This window comes from Ruminococcus sp. YE71, from assembly GCF_900119155.1.
Lineage (GTDB): Bacteria > Bacillota > Clostridia > Oscillospirales > Ruminococcaceae > YE71.
In genome coordinates, this window is record NZ_FPIR01000012.1 from 62,111 (window position 1) to 80,717 (window position 18,607).

Below are 18,607 nucleotides of genomic sequence, written 5' to 3' on the forward strand. Positions count from 1 at the left end.
GTACTTGTGTTATCAGGTTATGCTGTTGATGTCCAGCTTGTTGTAGTAGTCGGAGTACTTGACGTCCATCTTCTCCATGGTGTCGATGTACAGCTTCTCGATGTTGGGGGTATCGTACTCGATTATCATCGAGTCGATGTTCTCCTCAACGTAATCCATGTCGATGGGCATTCTCTTGATGATGAACCAGCCGTAGCTCGAATTCTCAACAAGCGAGCTTACCTCGCCCTCTTTAAGTGCGAAGGACGCGTCGAGGAATTCCTGAACGAAGCTGGTGTTGTGGTTCATGTAGTAGCCCTGAGTGTTGGACTCCATACCCGGATCCCAGCCGTATTCGCTGAGCATCTTCTCAAAGTCCTCACCCTTCTGGATCTTTGCGAGAACATCGTCTGCGAGCTTCTTGGTCTGCTCCTTGACCTTGTTCTTCTCATCCTCGCTGAGCGCCTCGTAAGCGGAGGACTTAGCCTGATACTTGCCGTTGAGGTCGTAGGTGTCGAACGCCGAAGAAACGCTTTCGTCGGTTATCTCTGCCTTGCAGCAGTAGGGGATGAGTATGGAACGTACACAGGCGTACTGTTCGGGGTCCTGAACGATGGTCCTGAACTCTTCCTTGCCTGTAGCGAACTTGCCTTCGTTGGTGAACAGCTGATCCTCTGCCTTGACATAAAGAGACGCAAGCGCGATCCTGTTGCGGAACACCTCGTCGGTCATGTAAGCGGAAGCCAGCGCCTCTGCGAATTTCTCATCGCTGCCTGCGTTGGACTTGTAGGAGTTGTAGGATTCCTCGTTGGCGGCGTTGTCCTCGTCAGTGAGGGTGATGCCGTTATCCGCGCAGACCTTGTATGTAACGTAGTCCTGCTTGATGTTGTTTATCACGCGCTCCATCAGGGTCTTGAAGCCGTCCTCGGTAGCGGCGAGGCTTTCGAGGGAAGTGCCGTATGTCTGGCTCAGCTGCTGAACAGCGGTGAAGTAATAGTATCTGAATTCGTCGAAGCTGACATCTCTGCCGTCAACGGTCAGCATCACGAGGTCGGTGGTATCGACCTTCTCGCCGTCGATGGTGAGGGAAGCCGTGGGAACGTTCTGGGCGTCGGCAGTGCTCTCGGCAGCAGACTCAGCCTTGCTTTCGGACGAGGTCGTCGCGCCGCTTCCCGAAGATGTGGACGAGGAGTCCTTGCTGTCGCTCTTGGAGCAGCCGCAGAAAGCCGAAGCAGTGATTACGAGCGCCGCAAAGAGCGCAGTGAACTTCTTTATCATATCCTGAATATCCTTTCGGTTTTAAATAATCATAGTACTCATTATATTTTATTAATGTGTTTATTTAATGACGATAATCTGAATTTTTTAATCCTGCGGCGTATCTGCGTTATTTCCGCGGTGCTTGACAATTCTTTTGGTGTGTGATATAATAAGTCTTACCGAAAAATTATTATTTTTTTTGAAAGGTGAAAAAGTATGAAACTGTTAAGACGTATAACATTACTCACGACAGCTGCGGCTGTGATCTGCGCTGTTATGTCGGGCTGTGCCGACAAGAATCAGAAGGCTCATTCTGCCGACGAGGATAACTCGGGTTCAAGCTCGAAGTTCGAGTTCAGCAGCGAGGGCGGCGAAGATGAGAGCGGAGTCATCACTCAGGTAGACGGCGAGGTTCAGAGCGTGAAGTGTCAGTTCGACATCACCATCGACGGCGAGTCGGTGGGCAGCTTCGTGATAACCACCCACCCCGAGTATGCCCCGATAACCTGTCAGAATTTCCAGAAGCTCGTCGAGTCGGGATTCTATGACGGTCTGACCTTCCACCGCGTCATCGACGGCTTCATGGCGCAGGGCGGCGACCCCGAGGGCACAGGTATGGGCGGTTCTGACCGCAACATCAAGGGCGAATTTGCTGCAAACGGCGTCGAGAACGGTCTCAGCCACACCCGCGGCGTTGTGTCTATGGCAAGAGGCGGCTACGACATGGACAGTGCGTCCAGCCAGTTCTTCATCTGCTATGACGACTGTTCGGGTTCTCTCGACGGTATGTACGCGGCATTCGGTGAGGTCACCGAGGGCATGGAGGTAGTTGACAAGTTCCTCGATGTAGAGCGCGTTACGGGTTCTGACGGCTATCCGTCTTCGCCCACAAAGCCTATCGTGATAACTAAGGCTACTGTCATTGATTGATAACAACAACGGGAGCGGTATGTGCCGCTCTCGATTTTTTAGGGGAAGTGAATTTATGCCGAAAGAGTTTGACGCGGAGCGGATACGTACACTCGCTGCCGAGATGGGCTGTGGCTACGATATCGATGTCATCTGCGAGACCGACTCGACCAACAATGTGCTCAAAAAGCTCGCGGCGGAGACCGACAGGGACGGGTATCTGCTCATAGCACGCCGCCAGACCGCAGGCAGGGGAAGGCTCGGCAGGAGCTTTTTCTCGCCCGACAGCGGCGTGTATATGTCAGTGCTGATACGTCCGAAAACGCCCCCCGAGCAGTCGCTTTTCTTCACGACGGCGGCTGCGGTGGCGGTCTGCCGCGCTGTCGAAAAGACTACCGACCTGACCGCGAAGATAAAGTGGGTAAACGACGTTTATGTGGGTGACCGCAAGGTCTGCGGCATCCTCTGCGAGAGCGCCATCGAACACGGGCTGACGGAATGGACGGTGGCAGGCATCGGCGTGAACCTTGCGCATCCGAAGGGCGGTTTCCCGCCAGAGATCGCCGACAGGGCAGGTGCACTATACGACGGCGAAGCCCCCGAAGGCTTCGAGGAGCGCTTCGCGGCGGCACTGGCGGCGGAGCTTTTTAAGCTCTATTCCGACGGAAATTTCACCGATGTCAGCGAGTACCGCGAACGCTCGATGCTTATCGGAAGGGAGCTGACCGCCGTGACCGCTCAGGGTGAATATCCCTGCCGCGCAGTCGGTATCGACGACTCGGCGGCGCTGCTCATCGAGCTTCCCGACGGCAGCCGCGGAAGGCTCTGTTCGGGCGAGGTCAGCATACGGCTCTGACCCGAACAGACGTTCGGAATTGTATGTTAATTCTTTCTGAATTAATGGCGCAGGGTGTTGAAATCAGAGGGGTTGTATGGTATAATCTTCTATATATACATTTTTGAAAATGAGTTAGGAACGGATAAGAAATAATGAAAAAATGGATAGTAAACAAGCCCGATGAAGCCCTCGTCAGAGACTTCGCAAAACGGTGCGACCTCAGCCCGCTGGCACTCAGACTGCTGACGGCGAGGGGGTTCTGCGATTTTCAGCAGGTCGCGGATTTTTTCAGCACCGACGGTCTTGAAGACCCTTTCATCATCGCGGATATGAAAAAGGCTGCCGACACCGTCAACGAGTACATAGATTCCTACAGGAAGATATGCATCTACGGCGACTACGACTGCGACGGCATTACTTCGACGGCTATACTTTACAGCTATCTGCTCAGCATGGGCGCGAACGTTACCTGCTTTATCAACGAACGTGCCGACGGCTACGGTATGTGCATCGACAATATCCGCAAGCTGCACGATGACGGCGTTGAACTCATCGTGACGGTGGATAACGGCATCTCCTGCGTTGAGGAAGCGGAGGAGATATACGCTCTCGGCATGAAGCTGGTTATCACCGACCACCATCAGCCGCCCGAGACACTGCCGAGGTGCGAAGCCTGCGTAGACCCCCACCGTCAGGACTGTCCGTCCACCTACAAAGACCTTGCGGGCGTTGGAGTCGCGCTGAAACTCTGCGCAGCCCTCGACGGCGGCGATTATGAAGCGATAATCGAACAGTATTCGGATATATGCGCCATCGGAACGGTCGCTGACCTGGTGCCGCTGACGGGCGAGAACAGGGTCCTTGTGCGCAAGGGTCTTTTGTATCTTGCGAATACCGAGAACCACGCGCTATCCGAGCTCATCGAACGCTCGGGGACAAAGCGCGACAAGATAAATTCGGGGATGCTCGGCTTTCAGATAGGGCCGAGGATAAACGCGGCGGGACGTTTCGCGTCGCCGATGATAGCCCTGAACGCTCTGCTGTCGGAGGACCCCGACGAATCGGCAGAGCTCGTTGAACAGCTGGTGAGCCTGAACGAACAGCGCAGGCAGACCGAAGCCGAGATATACGCCGAGATATGCAGCACCATCGACTCGCAGCCCGAACTGCTCGACAGCAGGGTGCTGATAATAACGGGAAAGAACTGGCATCACGGCGTTATCGGTATCGTGTCGTCGAGGGTGCTGGAGCGCTACGGAAAGCCGAACGTCATCCTGTCCGTGGACGACGAGGGCAACGCAAGGGGCAGCGCGAGAAGCCTCAAGGGCTTCAATATCCACAGCTGCTTCACCTACGCGCACGCGGTGCTGGAAAAGTACGGCGGCCACGAATGCGCAGGCGGTCTCTCGCTCAAGGAAGAGGATATTCCCGAGTTCAGACGGCTGGTGGCGGAGTACGCTTCGCAGGTGAAGCAGATGCCATGTGCGCTGACCGAGTGCGATATGGTGCTGGGCAGGGAGGATATGAACATCGAAGCCATACGCTCCCTTGACGCGTTGCAGCCCTTCGGCGTCGGCAATCCCGCGCCCGTGTTCCTGCTGCCCGACTGCACCGTGAACGCGGTCTATCCGCTGTCGGGAGGAAAGCACACGAAGCTCATGATAACCTATCAGGGCGTCAGGGCGGAAGCGCTGATATTCTCGAAGCCCCCCGACGAGCTTTTCTGCTCGCAGGGTGCGCACGTCGATATCGCGGCGAGCGTGGAGGTCAACGAGTTCGGCGGCAGGGAAACGCTGTCGGTCAAGGTCAAGGACATCATTCCACACGGGATGGACACAAACAGATACATCGCTGCAAAGGACTGCTGCGAACAGCTCATGAGCGGGGCAAAGTTTCCTCAGAACTTGCTCCGGAGGATGATACCGCAGAGAAACGATATGGCAGTTGTGTACAAGCAGCTGACGGGTCTCGGCGAGATGAATATAGACGACCTCTTTATGAGGATGAATTCTCCGCAGATAAATTACTGTAAGCTGAAACTGACGGTGAACGTATTCTGCGAAGCGGGACTGGCGGAGTTCTCTCCGTCGTCGGGAAAGATAAAACTGCTGCCTGTCAAGGGAAAGGCAGACTTGCAGCAGACGAGGACGATGAGGTATCTCGGAAGCCTTCTCGAAGAGAACGGCTGATGAGTTATGAATAAAGGCATATAAGAAGTAGGATAGGAAAAGTACGGTCAACAGCTCTGACGGGGGAGCGCGCGCCTCATGCGGCTTTCGTCGGGCTTTGAAAAGGAGGGTTTGTTTTTATGGAGGAAAAGGGTAAGGAAAAAAACGTTTCGGCTGAAAAGACGGTCACACCGCCGCTTGTGCCGCAGACTATCCCAGAAAAGGATGTCGAGAACGACTATCTTGCGGGCACGGACGAGATAATCACGTTCGACGCTCTGCTGAGAAAGATACTCGACAGCGAAAAGCAGTACGATCTCGATAAGATCGTCAAGGCATATGAGCTTGCCGAACACTATCATCACGATCAGAAGCGTGAGAGCGGCGAGCCGTATATCACTCATCCCCTTTCGGTAGCGTATATCCTGCTGGAGCTCGGCATGGATACCGATACCGTCTGTGCCGCCCTGCTGCACGATGTGGTCGAGGATACCGACTGCACCCTCGACGAGCTGAAAAAACAGTTCGGCAGCGATGTGGCTATGCTCGTGAACGGCGTTACAAAGCTGGGAAAGGTCGAGATCTTTACCAAGGAAGAGCAGAAGGCGGAGAACATCCGCAAGATACTCATCTCCATGAGCGAGGACATCAGAGTCATCATCATCAAGCTCTCCGACCGTCTCCATAATATGCGCACCCTCAAATACTGCCGCGAGGAAAAGCGCCGCACAATCGCGCACGAGACGATGAACATCTACGCGCCGATAGCCCGAAGGCTCGGTATCAGCTCCATCAAGGACGAGATGGAGGATCTGGCGTTCTTCTACCTCGACCCCTACGCTTACATGGAGATCGAGGAGCAGATGAAGCTCCGCCGCGCCGACCGCGAACTTCTGGTGGAGACCATAAAGACCAAGATACACGACCGCCTAGAACGTGAGAACTTCACACCCATGCCGCAGATCGACGGAAGAGTCAAGTCCACCTACGGCATCTACAAAAAGACCTACAAGGAGGGCAAGGACATCGATCAGGTCTATGATCGCTACGCTGTCCGCATCATCGTGAACACGATCCCCGAGTGCTACAACGTCCTCGGTATCATCCACGATATGTTCCGCCCGATACCCAACCGCTTCAAGGACTATATCTCCACGCCGAAGCCGAACCTCTACCAGTCGCTGCACACCACAGTCATCGGACGCGAGGGCGTGCCCTTCGAGGTTCAGATCAGGACGTGGGAGATGCACCGCATGGCTGAATACGGCATCGCGGCGCACTGGAAGTACAAGGAAGGCATAAAGACCAACTCCAAGGACGACAACCGCATCGCATGGGTCAGACAGATCATCGAGTCGCAGCAGGAGTCCAACGACGTCGAGGAGATCGTCAGGGCGATCAAGAACGACCTCGCTCCCGAGGATGTCTTCGCATTCACCCCGAAGGGCGACATGATAACCCTTCCCGTCGGCGCGACGGTCATCGACTTCGCATATGCTATCCACACGCAGGTGGGACACAAGATGTGCGGAGCAAGGGCTGACAAGAAGATGGTCAGCTACGACTACCAGATCAAGACGGGCGAGATCATCGAGATCATCACCACGAATGTTGAGGGCCACGGCCCTTCGAGAAGCTGGCTGAACATCGCAAAGACCAACGAAGCCAAGTCCAAGATACGCTCCTGGTTCAAGAAGGAACGCCGCGAGGAGAACATCTTCGAGGGCAAGAACGCTCTTGAACGCGAGTTCAGAAAGCACGGCATCAGAGTTTCCGAGGAGGAGCTGGACGACTTCCTCAAGCTCGATATGAAGCGCCACAACTGCGACAATCTTGAGGACTTCTTCGCGGCGATAGGCTACGGCGGAGTCCAGCTGTCGAAGGTGATGCAGCGCCTTAAACTCGAATACGTAAAGCGCTGCGAGGAAAAGCCCGAGGTCACTCAGGAAGACATCAAGCCGAAGATGGTGAAGAGCAAGTCGGGCGTTATCGTGGACGGTATCGACGACTGCGTCGTGAAGTTTGCTCAGTGCTGCAATCCGCTGCCGGGGGACGAGATAATCGGTTTCATCACCCGCGGTCACGGCGTCTCGGTACACAAGACCGACTGTACCAACTACCTCAGCCAGTCGGCTGACCCCGAACAGGCGAAGAGGTGGATACCCGTCCGCTGGGTGGAGATGAAGTCGGAATCCACCTACTTCAAGACCACTCTCGACATCATCGCGGTGGACAGGATAGGTCTGCTGGCTGACGTTTCGTCGGCACTTGCGATGATAAACATATACATCTACGAATCGAGCTCCCGCGAGCTGAAAAACGGCAACGCCATCCTGTCTATCACCATTAGCGTAGCAGGCATGGAACAGCTGAACAACGTCATCAACAAGCTCAAGAAGATAACTAACGTTATCTCGGTAGAGAGAAGCGGAAAATAAAGATCGCACAGGACTGTCTCTGACGGGCAGTCCTGTTTTTGGAATGGACGTTTGAACACGACCGATACCAAAGGAGGAATTTACATGGAACTTATAAAGCTCGACCCGCTCAGCGTCTGCGATACGAACAGCTACATAGTCGCTGCCGAATCGGGCAGCTGCGTGCTCATCGACGCGCCTGCCGATGCGGACTATATCTATAACGAGATCACAAAGCGCCATCTTGTGCTGAAAAAGATACTGCTCACTCACGGACATTTCGACCATGTGGGAGCGGTGGCTGACCTCGTTGACAAGACGGGCTGCGAGGTCTATATTCACGAAGCCGACTACGCAAAGCTCGCACTGGGCGACGAGATGCTGGGCGAGTATTTCAGGGTGCGCGGATGTCGCACTTACGGTATGGCGGAGACTGTGGCTGACGGCGACATCATCAAGCTCGATGAGCTGGAGTTCGATGTCGTGCATACTCCGGGGCACACCAGCGGTTCGGTATGCTACATCATTGGGGACGTGATGTTCTCGGGAGATACCCTCTTCTGCCGCAGCGTAGGCAGGACGGATCTGCCCGACGGCGACCCGAAAAAGCTCATGCAGTCGCTGAAAGTAATATGGGATCTGGGCGGCAATCTCAGGATACTCCCGGGTCACATGGACGAGACTTCCCTTGACGCCGAGCGCGTCTGCAATATCTATCTGAAACAGGCAGGTCGCTGATATGCAGCTGATATACATCGGTAATCGGTTCAAGTACCAGACGGAAGCTGTGATGAAGCTGTTCCTGCCCGCGCAGAAGTTCAGCTTTGTGTACATGACGCCCGAAGAACAGAAAAACGGTCTGACGATACCAGCCGAGGACGAGATGGCGGAGTTCTGCCTGTCTTCCGACGGTGACGGCATAACGGTCAGCGTCAATGTGAGATATGACGGCAGGACAGAGCGTGAGAGCGTGACGCTGCCCCTCGGTTCGGACGACGAGGTCTGCGAGTTCGTCATGAGCAAGCTGCTCTATCTCTGCATGAGCAGGCTGACGGGCATCACATCCGAGTGGGGGATCCTCACTGGGGTGCGGCCCGTCAAGCAGGTTCACCGCGCCATGAAGTCGGGGCTCGACAGGGAAGGCGCCATAAAGCTGTTGAAGGAGAAGTTCCTCGTGAGCGACAGCAAGTGCGCCATCGCCTGCGACACCGCCGAGGTGCAGAAACCCATCCTCTCGCGCCTTGAAAAGAGCGGCGGCAAGACCTTCGGGCTGTATGTCTCGATACCCTTCTGCCCGACGAGGTGCAGCTACTGTTCGTTCATTTCACAGTCGGCGCAGGGTCAGTCGGTCAAGCGGCTGATACCTCCATACATCGAGAATCTCTGCGACGAGATACGCCGCACGGGGGAGATAACCGCGTCCCTCGGGATGCTGCCTGATACCGTCTACTTCGGCGGCGGCACTCCCACCACCCTTTCGGCAGAACAGCTGGCGAGGATAATGCGTACGGTCGCCGAGAGCTTCGATCTGTCCCTCGTTACCGAGTACACCATCGAGGCGGGCAGACCTGACACTGTGACGGCGGAAAAACTCGCGGCGATAAAGGAAAACGGCTGCACGCGCATCTCGGTTAATCCGCAGACGCTCAACGACGACGTTCTGCGAGCCATCGGAAGAAGCCACACCGCACAGCAGTTCTTCGACAGCTTCGAGCTTGCAAGAAAGTCGGGATTCACCTCGATAAACACCGACATAATCGCGGGTCTGCCCACCGATACTCCCGAGAGCTTCAGAGCCACCATCGACGGGCTCATCCGCCTGTCGCCCGAGAGCATCACGGTACACACGCTGTCCATCAAGCGCTCCTCGAACCTCAACAGCTCGGACGAGAAGCAGACCTTCATGAAGAGCCCTGCTTCCTTCATGGTAGACCACGCCACCGAGCGGCTTTACGAATCGGGCTACAAGCCCTACTATATGTACCGTCAGAAGAACATGATAGACAACCTCGAAAACATCGGCTGGGTGAAGCCGGGGCACGAGAGCCTGTACAACATCTACATCATGGAAGAGGTGCAGACGATAATCGCGGTGGGCGCGGCGGCTTCGACAAAGCTGGTCGATACCGCAGGCGGACGCATGGAGCGCATCTTCAATTTCAAGTACCCCGTGGATTACAACAGCCGTTTCGGGACGGTCATAAAACGCAAGGAAGAGATAAAGGATTTCTATGCTCAGAAAAAATGATATCATACCCCTCACGATAGATTCGGTCACGAGCGAGGGAAACGGCGTCGGCAGACACGAGGGCATGGCGGTGTTCGTGCCCGACACCTGCACGGGCGACAGGATAGACTGCCGCATAGTCAAGACAGCGAAAAGCTACTGCTACGGCAAGGTCGAACGCCTGACCGAGCCGTCGGGATACCGCTGCGACAGCGGATGCGCGGTATACGGAAAATGCGGCGGATGCTGTCTGCGTCACATGACCTACGAGCGCGAGCTGACCGAAAAGCAGCGCTTCGTCGCGGACGCCTTCACGCGGATAGGAAAGCTGACCCCCGAATTCCTGCCCATCATCGGTTCGGAGCGCACCGAGCGCTACCGCAACAAGGCACAGCTGCCCGTTTCGCAGGACGCGGACGGAAGACTGTTCATCGGTTTTTTCGCGCGGCGTTCTCACCGCGTGATCGAGCAGACCGACTGCGCTCTGCTGCCCGAGGTCTTTATCGAAATAGCGGAAGGTCTGCTGAGTTTCTGCACCGAACAGGGCGTTTCGGCTTATGACGAGCTGACGGGCGAGGGCTGTCTGCGGCACATTTTCCTGCGCAGGGGCGTTCACAGCGGCGAGATAATGGCGGCGGCGGTCGTGACCTCTGCCGACTGCGAGGAGCTTTTCAGACGGGCGGCATTCCTGCTGACCGAGCGTTTTCCGCAGATAAAGTCGTTTCAGCTCAACATCAACCCCGACCGCACAAATGTGATACTCGGCGAGCGTTCGCTGCTGCTGACGGGCAGGGAAGTCATCTACGACGAGATGTGCGGCTGCAAGGTCAGCATCTCACTCCACTCCTTCTACCAGATAAACACCGTGCAGGCGGAACGCGCCTACAGGCTCGCGGCGGAGCTTGCCGATCTCGGCGCAGACGACACCCTGCTCGACCTCTACTGCGGCGCGGGCACGATAGGGCTTTCGATGGCAAGCCGTGTGAAGAAGCTCATCGGCGTGGAGATAGTTCCTCAGGCGATAGACAACGCGCGGGAGAACGCCCGTCTCAACGGCGCTGACAACACCGAGTTCATCTGTTCCGACGCAGGCAGGGCGGCGAAGCTGCTCTACGACCGCGGCGAGCGTCCCGATGTGATAATCGCAGACCCTGCCCGAAAAGGCTGTACCCCCGACACCCTCGCGGTGATGGCGGACATGAAGCCGACGCGCATTGTTATGATATCCTGCAATCCGTCCACAGCCGCCCGCGACTGCGCCGAGCTGGAGCGTCTCGGCTACAGGACAGTGAGCGTTCGGGCGGTGGATTTCTTCCCGAGGACACAGCACGTCGAGTGCGTAGCCCTTCTCGAAAGAAAATGACCGACAAAAAAAGAACCCCTTTGCAGACTGCAAAGGGGTTCTTTGTTGTATACCTGTGTTTATCAGAGCTCGATAACTGCGGAAGTGCCCGAAGTGATCTTTACCGACTTGTCGGTGTTGGAAACTCTGACGGTGAAGCTCTTGCCTGTCTCGGTGAAGGACAGCTCGATCTTCGAGCCCTTGCGAGCCGCGGTGATCTCGAATACCTTGTTTGCTTCGATGTCGTAGACGCTTGCGGATGCCGACTTGCCGTCCTCAAGCTCGTAGATGACGATCTCGGAATTGTCCAGATAATCGTACTCTATGTCCTTCTTGAAGTCGCCGTAGACGATCATGCTGTTTGGCTTAGCAAGTGCGGGCATTTCAAGGTAGTTGCACTTGTGGTTGTACCACTTGCCGCCTTCGAGCACCTTGCCTGTGATGATGTCAGTCCATCTGCCCTCGGGAACGTAATAGAGCGCCATGCTCTCGTCGTTGAGGATAGGAGCCGCGAGAATGTTGTCGCCGAACATATACTGACGGTCGAGGGTCAGGCAGGTCGGGTCGTTCGCGTAGTCGATGACCATCGCTCTCATGACAGGCACGCCTGTCTCGTGAGTCTTGATAGCCTGCGCCCAGATGTAAGGCATCAGTCTGCCCTTTAAGTTCGCGAAGAATTTCAGGGTGTTGCTGCATGAATCGGGAGCCTTGCTGTCGTCGTCGAACAGCCACGGCACTCTGTAGCTCTGGTTGCCGTGCAGACGGCTGTGGGAGCTGAACATACCGAACGCAGCCCATCTCTTGTAGATGTCAGCGGTGGCAGTAGCCTCAAAGCCAGCCATATCGTGGGAAGTGTAGCCGAAGCCCGAGATGCACAGCGACAGACAGCCGCGTACTACCTCAGCCATCGAGTTGTAGTTGCCCGAGCAGTCGCCGCCCCAGTGAACGGGGAACTTCTGACCGCCTGCGGTCGCCGAGCGTGCGAACAGGCAGGCCTTGTTCTCGCCGTAGTAATCCTTCAGAACGTTGAACACGCACTCGTTGTAGAGGTAGGTGTAGAAGTTGTGCATCTTGATGGGGTCGCTGCCGTCGAAGTAGACGATATCCTTAGTCGGTATCCTCTCGCCGAAGTCGGTCTTGAAGGTGTCAACGCCCATCTCGCAGAGAGCGCGGAGCTTTCCTGCGTACCACTTGCAGGCTTCGGGGTTGGTGAAGTCAACGATCGCCATACCGGGCTGCCACTCGTCGCACTGGAACACGCTTCCGTCGGGACGCTTGATGAAGTAGCCGCCTGCCATGCCCTCGTCAAACAGCTTGCTGCGCTGACCGATGTAGGGGTTGATCCACACGCAGGTGTGCAGACCCTTTTCTTCGTGCAGACGCTTGAGCATTGCGGGGGGATCGGGGAACTGGGTGGTGTCCCACTCAAAGTTGCACCACTCGAACTCCTTCATCCAGAAGCAGTCGAAGTGGAACACCTGAAGCGGGATGTCACGCTCGACCATGCCGTCGATGAAGCTGTTGATGGTGTCCTCGTCGTAAGAGGTGGTGAACGAAGTTGTCAGCCACAGACCGAAGGAGAATGCGGGGGGAAGGCTCGGCTTTCCTGTGAGGGTGGTGTAGCCTTCGAGCGCCTGAGCGACAGTCTCGCCGCCGAACACGAAGTATTCAAGGTTCTCGCCCGGAACGGTGATGGACATCTTGGAAACGGTGTCCGAGCATACCTCGTAGCTCACCTTGTCGGTGCTGTTTACGAACATGCCGTAGCCCCTCGAAGATACATAGAAGGGTATGGACTTGTAGCTCTGGTCGGAGCAGGTGCCGCCGTCGGCGTTCCAGATCTCGACGTTCTGACCGTTCTTGGTGAAGGTGGTGAACTTCTCGCCGAAGCCGTAGAAGTACTCGCCGACGGTAGTGTCGAGCTGTTCGCGGATGTAGGTGCGGTGAGCGTCGGCAGGGTAGCTCCAGAAGCTGTCGTCAGCCTGAGTGTGCAGTCTTGCCTCGGCCTTGAACGCGCTCTCCATGATAACGCCCGTCGAACGCCAGCCGCCGCTGGTCAGCTTTTTGTCCTTATAGAAGTAGGTGAAGCTCCAGTTCTCACGGGAGAGAACGAGCTTGGTGTCGCCCGAGATGAGCACAGCCTGCTTGTCGTCTATCTCGACAGTCGGCTTGAAGCTGCCCTCGTTCAGAACGAAGTGCGGGCCGTGGTCAGCGTAGCCCTTGTGGTGGGTGATGCTCACCTTTATGCAGTTCTCCTGAGTGGAAGTGTATCTGATCTCAAGGTTCGCGCCGCCGAGGGTCATCGCACGGTTGTAGATGACCGAAGGGGTAGCCACAACGAGGAAACCGTTCTCGATGGGGTGTACCTCGTAAGCCTGATTGGCGTAGTTGACCTCGTAGCCGCGCTGGTTGAGCCAGAATCCGTCAGCAAATTTCATAAGCCATTGACCTCCTGTATGTTAAGATATTAAAATTTTAGCGGAAGATACTTACCGCACATGAAAGAGCGCGGTTATACCTATTATATTTATTTTAACCCAACACGCCAAAAAATGCAATATTAAAATAGTAATTTTCTGCATGATATTGATTTTTTGACGAAAAAACAAGTAAACTTTTTGTTAATGTGTCAAATACGTATATGAAAATTTTAACTGAAACGTTTGAGTTGTCATCCGACGGAGAGATATTCCTCGGTAAATTACGCACAGGGGCATACGGGGCGCCCGTGCTGTCCGCTGTCCCGACCGCTTCCGCCGCCGCATTTCGCAGAATGATAACGTTGTCATCTTTTTAAGGTTGACAAATTCATAGTGCGGTGGTATAATTAAGGCAACACCGCGCAACCATTGTGCGGTATTGCCTTAAAGAAATACATTTGAGGAAAGGAAAGTGTATGAAAAAATGAATACCAACACAAGCAAAAATCTCAGGCTGCGGCTTCTGGTCGTAAGCGGATTTCTCGCGGCTTTCGTGACCGTTTCCACAATGGTCATCCGCATTCCCACCCCGACCAAGGGCTACATCAACCTCGGCGACTGTTTCGTGAACATCTCGGCATGGCTGCTGGGACCCGTTTACGGTGCGGCTGCTGCGGGAATCGGTTCGGCGCTTGCCGACATCATCTCGGGCTACACGGTCTACGCAGGCGCGACTCTTATCATAAAGGCGCTGATGGCTGTGGCATCGGCGGTACTCTATACGAAGATAAGCCGAAAGCTGAACAGCTTCCCGTCGAGGATAATCGCTGCCGTCGCCGCCGAGATTATCATGGTCGCAGGCTACGCTTTGTTCGAGGGTATCCTGTACGGTTCGGCGGCTGCCGCGCTGACAGGCGTGCCTTCAAACATCGTGCAGGGCATAGGCGGAGTCATCACCTCGGTAGTCCTGTTTGAAGCGGTCGTGAGCCGCGTCCCCGCCGTGAAGCGATTCACAGGCATAAACAAATAATCAAAAGACCGAAGTTTCAACTGAGACTTCGGTCTTTTTTCTTCTTACAGGGAGTTAGTGCGGGTTTTACTGGGGGAAACCCGCCTTAGCTTCGCACGGCTAGAAGAAAGGTTCTCCCCTTGCCGTGCGAAGCTAAGGCGGCCCCCATTCCAAAGACTTTTAATATGTCGTCTGATGGATGAGGTCGGGAAGATAGGCTCTCTCCGCTTCAAAGGACGTGTTATGTAGGCAGGGGCTTGCATCCTCCGCTTTTTGAGCGATAACACCAAATAAAGCGTAGACCACCATTGAACGTCTTTTTGGCAAGGGACGCACGATCGAAGAGAAGAACGTCACTCTTCCCGTTCAGCACAAAGCAAAGAAGTAACGCCAAAAGCCAAAAAGTAATAAAAGTTTTAGGAAAGGGGTTTGGGGGATAACCCTTTTTCAAAAGGGTTTCCCCCAAGAAACACCCAAGGGGCTTGGATTACTGTTTTTTGAGCTTTTCCCCGACGCGTTTGTTGAGGAGTTCGTCGAGTTTGTCTCCGTCACGGAGCCAGGCTGTTCTGGGTTCGAGGGGGTCGGCGCTTCGGCAGACCGCTCTGTAGTCGCAGTAGGTGCAGGGCAGCTGACCCTTTTCGGGGTCGCCGTCGTTGTCTGTGAAGGTGCGTATCGGGTCGGCTTTGATGTCGCCGTTTTTGAGGTGAGTCGCCATTTCCGCCGCCTTTTCCAGCGCGAACTCTTCCATCGCGATGAGCTTTTCCACGGGGACTGGCTGAACGGAAGTCTTGGTCGGGTTGCCGTCCTTCGCGCTCAGCTTGAAGATGGTGTAAACGCCGCCGCTGTCCGTGTTCATGGCTTTGAGCACCTCGCCGCCCACCATGATGCCGTCGGGCTTGTAGGTCTTGGCGCGGGTCTCGCGAAGCAGCTCGTTAAGGCTCTCGGGGGAGTCCTTGATGGGGTCGGTCTTGTCGGGGGTGAGTGACGGTGCGACGCTTTTGACGTGGGAGTACATGATGCCCGCGGGCAGCTTTTCGCCCCTGCCGATGTCCGAGCAGCCCGTCGTGACCGCCAGCAGGTAGATCAGCATTTGCAGGTCGAGCCCGTGATACACCTCCGAAAGCTTGAACTTCTGCGCTCCCGTCTTGTAGTCGATTATCCTTATCCACGCCGCTTCCTCGGTCTGGAACAGGTCAACGCGGTCGATGCAGCCCACCAGCTTCATGATAGTGTCCTCGTCAACGGGCAGGCTTATCATCGGCTCGCCGCTGCCGTCGGCAAGGCTGAACTCGAATGCCGCAGGCAGGAATCCCGAGCTTTTCAGCTCCTCGCGGAAGTTCACCGCCATGTTCTTTATCGAGCGTTTTATCGCCGCCACCGAGAGCCCGAAGCCCTTCGTCTTGCCGAAATCGCCGCCCATCTCCTCGTCGATGAACCTGTCGGTGCATTCGCTTATGATGGCGAGCAGTTCATCGTCGGTGCGGGTGATGAAGTCGGTGTCGTAGACTCGCCTGCCGTTTTCCTCGCGGCTCATGACTATCTCAAGGCACTTGTGGGCGATGCTGCCGATGTAGCGCTTGTCCACGTCCACCTTTTCGGGCAGCGACATCCTCAGTCCGTACTTGCAGAAGTAGGAGAAGGGGCACTTGTAGTAGGTGTTTATCTTCGTAGCCGAGAGCCGCAGATCCTTGTCGGGACAGAAAAGCTCTGCCGCGGTCTTTTTGCCGAGCTTGTCGTCGGGGGCTTTCGCGGCTTCCTCGACGGCTGCAAGCCTGTCGCGGTAGATGGGGTCTTTCATCAGCGCTTCCCGTATCGAAGCCGACTCCGCGGTCTTGTCGCGGCAGTGTTCGAGGTATGTGCTGAAAGCGGTCTTGTAGGAGGTGCAGAAGAACATCAACGGCAGGTCGCAGATGCGCAGCGTTTCGAGCTCCTCAAAAATGTCCTTCAGCGTGTGGGTCAGAGAGGAAGGAAGTGCTGCGTCGCCCTTGCGGTCGAAGTCGCTGTAGGTCACGAACAGCCGTTCGCTCGGCAGCGTCACCGCCGAGTAGAGCCCGAGACGTATCTTGTCTATCTGCACATTCGGCGACATTTCGAGGGTGATGCCCTGCTTTTCGAGGATGCCGAGGTCTTTCTCACCCAGCAGACCCTCGGATTTGACTTCGGGAGGGAACACGCCCTCATTCGCGTGCATGATGAACAGCACCTTCACGTCCGACATGACCGAATGGTCAGCCGACCCGACGCGCAGACAGTTCGTCACCTGCGGAGGATTCGCGAGCTTTATCGAGTCGAGCATGAGTGTGATGAGCTCGGTGAACTCGGTGAGGGTCATCTTCTGCCCCGACATATCGCGGTAGATGCTTTTTATCGCCTCGGTCATGCCCGTCCACACCTGCTTGAAGGTGCGCACCGTTTCAAGGTCGGTGCTGCTGCCCTCGGGCACCCTTTGCAGGCGCGAGTATATCTGCTTCGACATCTCAAGCTCGTCCAGCAGCTCATAAAGCGCCTTGCATATCCCGTCGGCAGTGGTGTTCTTCACCGCCTTTCGGAACTTTTCCAGTGGCGCGATAACGCGCTCTCTCGTCTCGTCGATACGCTTTTTGAAGTAGCCGCCGTCACCGCGCTCGAATGAGTTTTTCCACATATCCCCCTCGATGCCCCAGGTAATGCAGTATTCCTCAATGTCGAGGGCGTCGTAGTAGAGGAACATGGACAGCGGCGATTTTATCAGCCGAAGCACCTTCTCGGTGCGGTAAGTCCTGCCCGAACAGGCGTCGAGGATGCTCATGAGGTAGCGCCCGGGTATCGACCGAAGAGCGGTCTTCGGCATATCCACAAAGCAGGGTATATCGTACTTCGAGCAGGCTGAGGAAAGTATCCTCGCGTCCTCTTCCAGGGAGCCGCAGAACACTGCGATGTCGCTGTAGTCCAGCCCGAGCTTTTCGTCCCTGACCAGCTCTGTTATCTTCGCACAGATGTAGTCGCACTCCTCGTAGATGTCCGAAGCCGCCGCCACGGTGACGAGACCTTCATGTGCGGCTTTCGGCGTGCCGTACCCGAAATAGCCGCAGTTGATGTGTCTGAGGGGTTCGGTCTGTGCCACGTCGCCGACGGGCGTGAGGGTGACATCGCGGTTGCATTCCTGAGAGATGCGGCGGATGTTTTCGATGGTGCGCATCGTGTCGCGGAAGGGGTCGGCGGAGTCCTTCACCTCGTCGTACAGGAGCGAGAATGTCACCGAAGCCGCGTTGCGGATGATGCTCCGCACAAGCTCCAGCTCGTCCCGCGAAAAGCTCGCGAAGGCGTAGAAAAACACCTGCTTGCCGCCGAAGAGATTGTTTTCGCGCACAAGTTCCGCCGCATAAGCCGTCTCGGACACCGAGTCCCTCAGTTCCATCTCCGCAAGCTCCTGCCTGTAGGCTTCGAGCACCGCCGCCGAATCACGCAGCCGCAGCGACGCCGAGCCGCCCGTTTCCGCAGCCGCCCTCAGTGCCGCCGCGTCCGCGCCCGAGCGTGTTAGCTGCTCCGACAGCTTTATGCAGTCGCTTACGAACTTCGGCCTCATCAGCGACCGCGCAAAAACGCTCATCCCGCTGCTGTCGGCTCTCAGCTTCGACTGCGCACGGTACATGGCGATGAGCTTCGAGTTGCTGTTTGCGGGCGCAAGTCCGCTGCTGCCGTACTCTCTGCCTATCTTCTCGCCGAGAGCAGTGATGCCTGCGGTCTCGATGCTGTTGAAGCTCTTCGCTCCGAGCAGGTCGTACAGCTGCCTGTCTGCCTCGAATGAGAACTGGTCGGGCACGATGACGATGACGTCCCCGCCGCCGACAGCTTCACGTATCCTATCGAAAAGCAACTCATCGCGCCTGCTGTGAGCGCGTCCTGTGATTATCTCGGGCATGGTATTTCCTCCAAAAACATCGCCGCCACAAGTGACGGCGCAAAAGTCGTATTATCGCTGAGTGGGTGGTTAACGCTTGGTGTGTGCAGGACTTACCGGGGGAAACCTTTCTGAAGAAAGGTTCTCCCCCGGACCCC

General features: G+C 55.9%; 11 protein-coding genes. 8 read left to right on the top strand and 3 right to left on the bottom strand.

Going from position 1 to position 18,607, the window contains the following annotated elements; genetic code table 11:
- Positions 1–12 precede the first annotated feature (12 nt).
- On the bottom strand, positions 13–1,257 hold the full coding sequence (locus BT142_RS11880; protein ID WP_072418416.1) for a peptidylprolyl isomerase: 1,245 nt from the start codon (positions 1,255–1,257) through the stop codon (positions 13–15).
- Between the two features lie 198 nt (positions 1,258–1,455).
- Here BT142_RS11880 and BT142_RS19880 point away from each other — a divergent pair, with 198 nt between their 5' ends.
- The 7 genes from BT142_RS19880 to rlmD all read left to right on the top strand — a co-directional run bounded on the left by BT142_RS19880 (position 1,456) and on the right by rlmD (position 11,161).
- Positions 1,456–2,169, top strand: a complete 714-nt coding sequence (locus tag BT142_RS19880; protein WP_072418417.1) for a peptidylprolyl isomerase — start codon at positions 1,456–1,458, stop codon at positions 2,167–2,169.
- 55 nt (positions 2,170–2,224) lie between these two features.
- Positions 2,225–3,004 carry a biotin--[acetyl-CoA-carboxylase] ligase gene (locus BT142_RS11890; RefSeq protein ID WP_072418418.1) on the top strand — a complete coding sequence of 260 codons (780 nt, stop codon included), beginning with the start codon at positions 2,225–2,227 and terminating at the stop codon, positions 3,002–3,004.
- A gap of 134 nt (positions 3,005–3,138) precedes the next feature.
- On the top strand, positions 3,139–5,175 hold the full coding sequence (gene recJ / locus BT142_RS11895) for a single-stranded-DNA-specific exonuclease RecJ (RefSeq protein ID WP_072418419.1): 2,037 nt from the start codon (positions 3,139–3,141) through the stop codon (positions 5,173–5,175).
- 119 nt (positions 5,176–5,294) lie between these two features.
- Positions 5,295–7,592: a RelA/SpoT family protein gene (locus tag BT142_RS11900; protein WP_084659453.1), complete on the top strand. Its 2,298-nt coding sequence runs from the start codon at positions 5,295–5,297 to the stop codon at positions 7,590–7,592.
- An 84-nt stretch (positions 7,593–7,676) separates the two neighbouring features.
- Positions 7,677–8,309, top strand: a complete 633-nt coding sequence (locus BT142_RS11905) for an MBL fold metallo-hydrolase (RefSeq protein ID WP_072418420.1) — start codon at positions 7,677–7,679, stop codon at positions 8,307–8,309.
- 1 nt (position 8,310) lies between these two features.
- Positions 8,311–9,819, top strand: coding sequence for a coproporphyrinogen dehydrogenase HemZ (gene hemZ, locus BT142_RS11910; RefSeq protein ID WP_072418421.1), 1,509 nt, complete (start codon positions 8,311–8,313; stop codon positions 9,817–9,819).
- Positions 9,803–11,161 (top strand): 23S rRNA (uracil(1939)-C(5))-methyltransferase RlmD, encoded by a 1,359-nt coding sequence (rlmD, locus tag BT142_RS11915; RefSeq protein ID WP_072418422.1) that lies wholly within the window; start codon positions 9,803–9,805, stop codon positions 11,159–11,161. The genes hemZ and rlmD overlap by 17 nt, the downstream gene beginning before the upstream one ends.
- A 62-nt stretch (positions 11,162–11,223) precedes the next feature.
- Here rlmD and yicI read toward each other — a convergent pair whose 3' ends face one another.
- Positions 11,224–13,578: an alpha-xylosidase gene (gene yicI, locus BT142_RS11920; RefSeq protein WP_072418423.1), complete on the bottom strand. Its 2,355-nt coding sequence runs from the start codon at positions 13,576–13,578 to the stop codon at positions 11,224–11,226.
- Positions 13,579–14,044: 466 nt separating this feature from the next.
- Between yicI and BT142_RS11925 the strand changes: the two genes are divergently transcribed.
- The gene (locus BT142_RS11925) at positions 14,045–14,590 is read left to right on the top strand and encodes an ECF transporter S component (protein WP_072418424.1); all 546 of its coding nucleotides are present in this window, start codon (positions 14,045–14,047) and stop codon (positions 14,588–14,590) included.
- Positions 14,591–15,056: 466 nt separating this feature from the next.
- On the opposite strand, the gene BT142_RS11930 is transcribed toward BT142_RS11925, so the two are convergent.
- Positions 15,057–18,470, bottom strand: coding sequence for a PD-(D/E)XK nuclease family protein (locus BT142_RS11930; RefSeq protein WP_072418425.1), 3,414 nt, complete (start codon positions 18,468–18,470; stop codon positions 15,057–15,059).
- Positions 18,471–18,607: the final 137 nt, after the last annotated feature.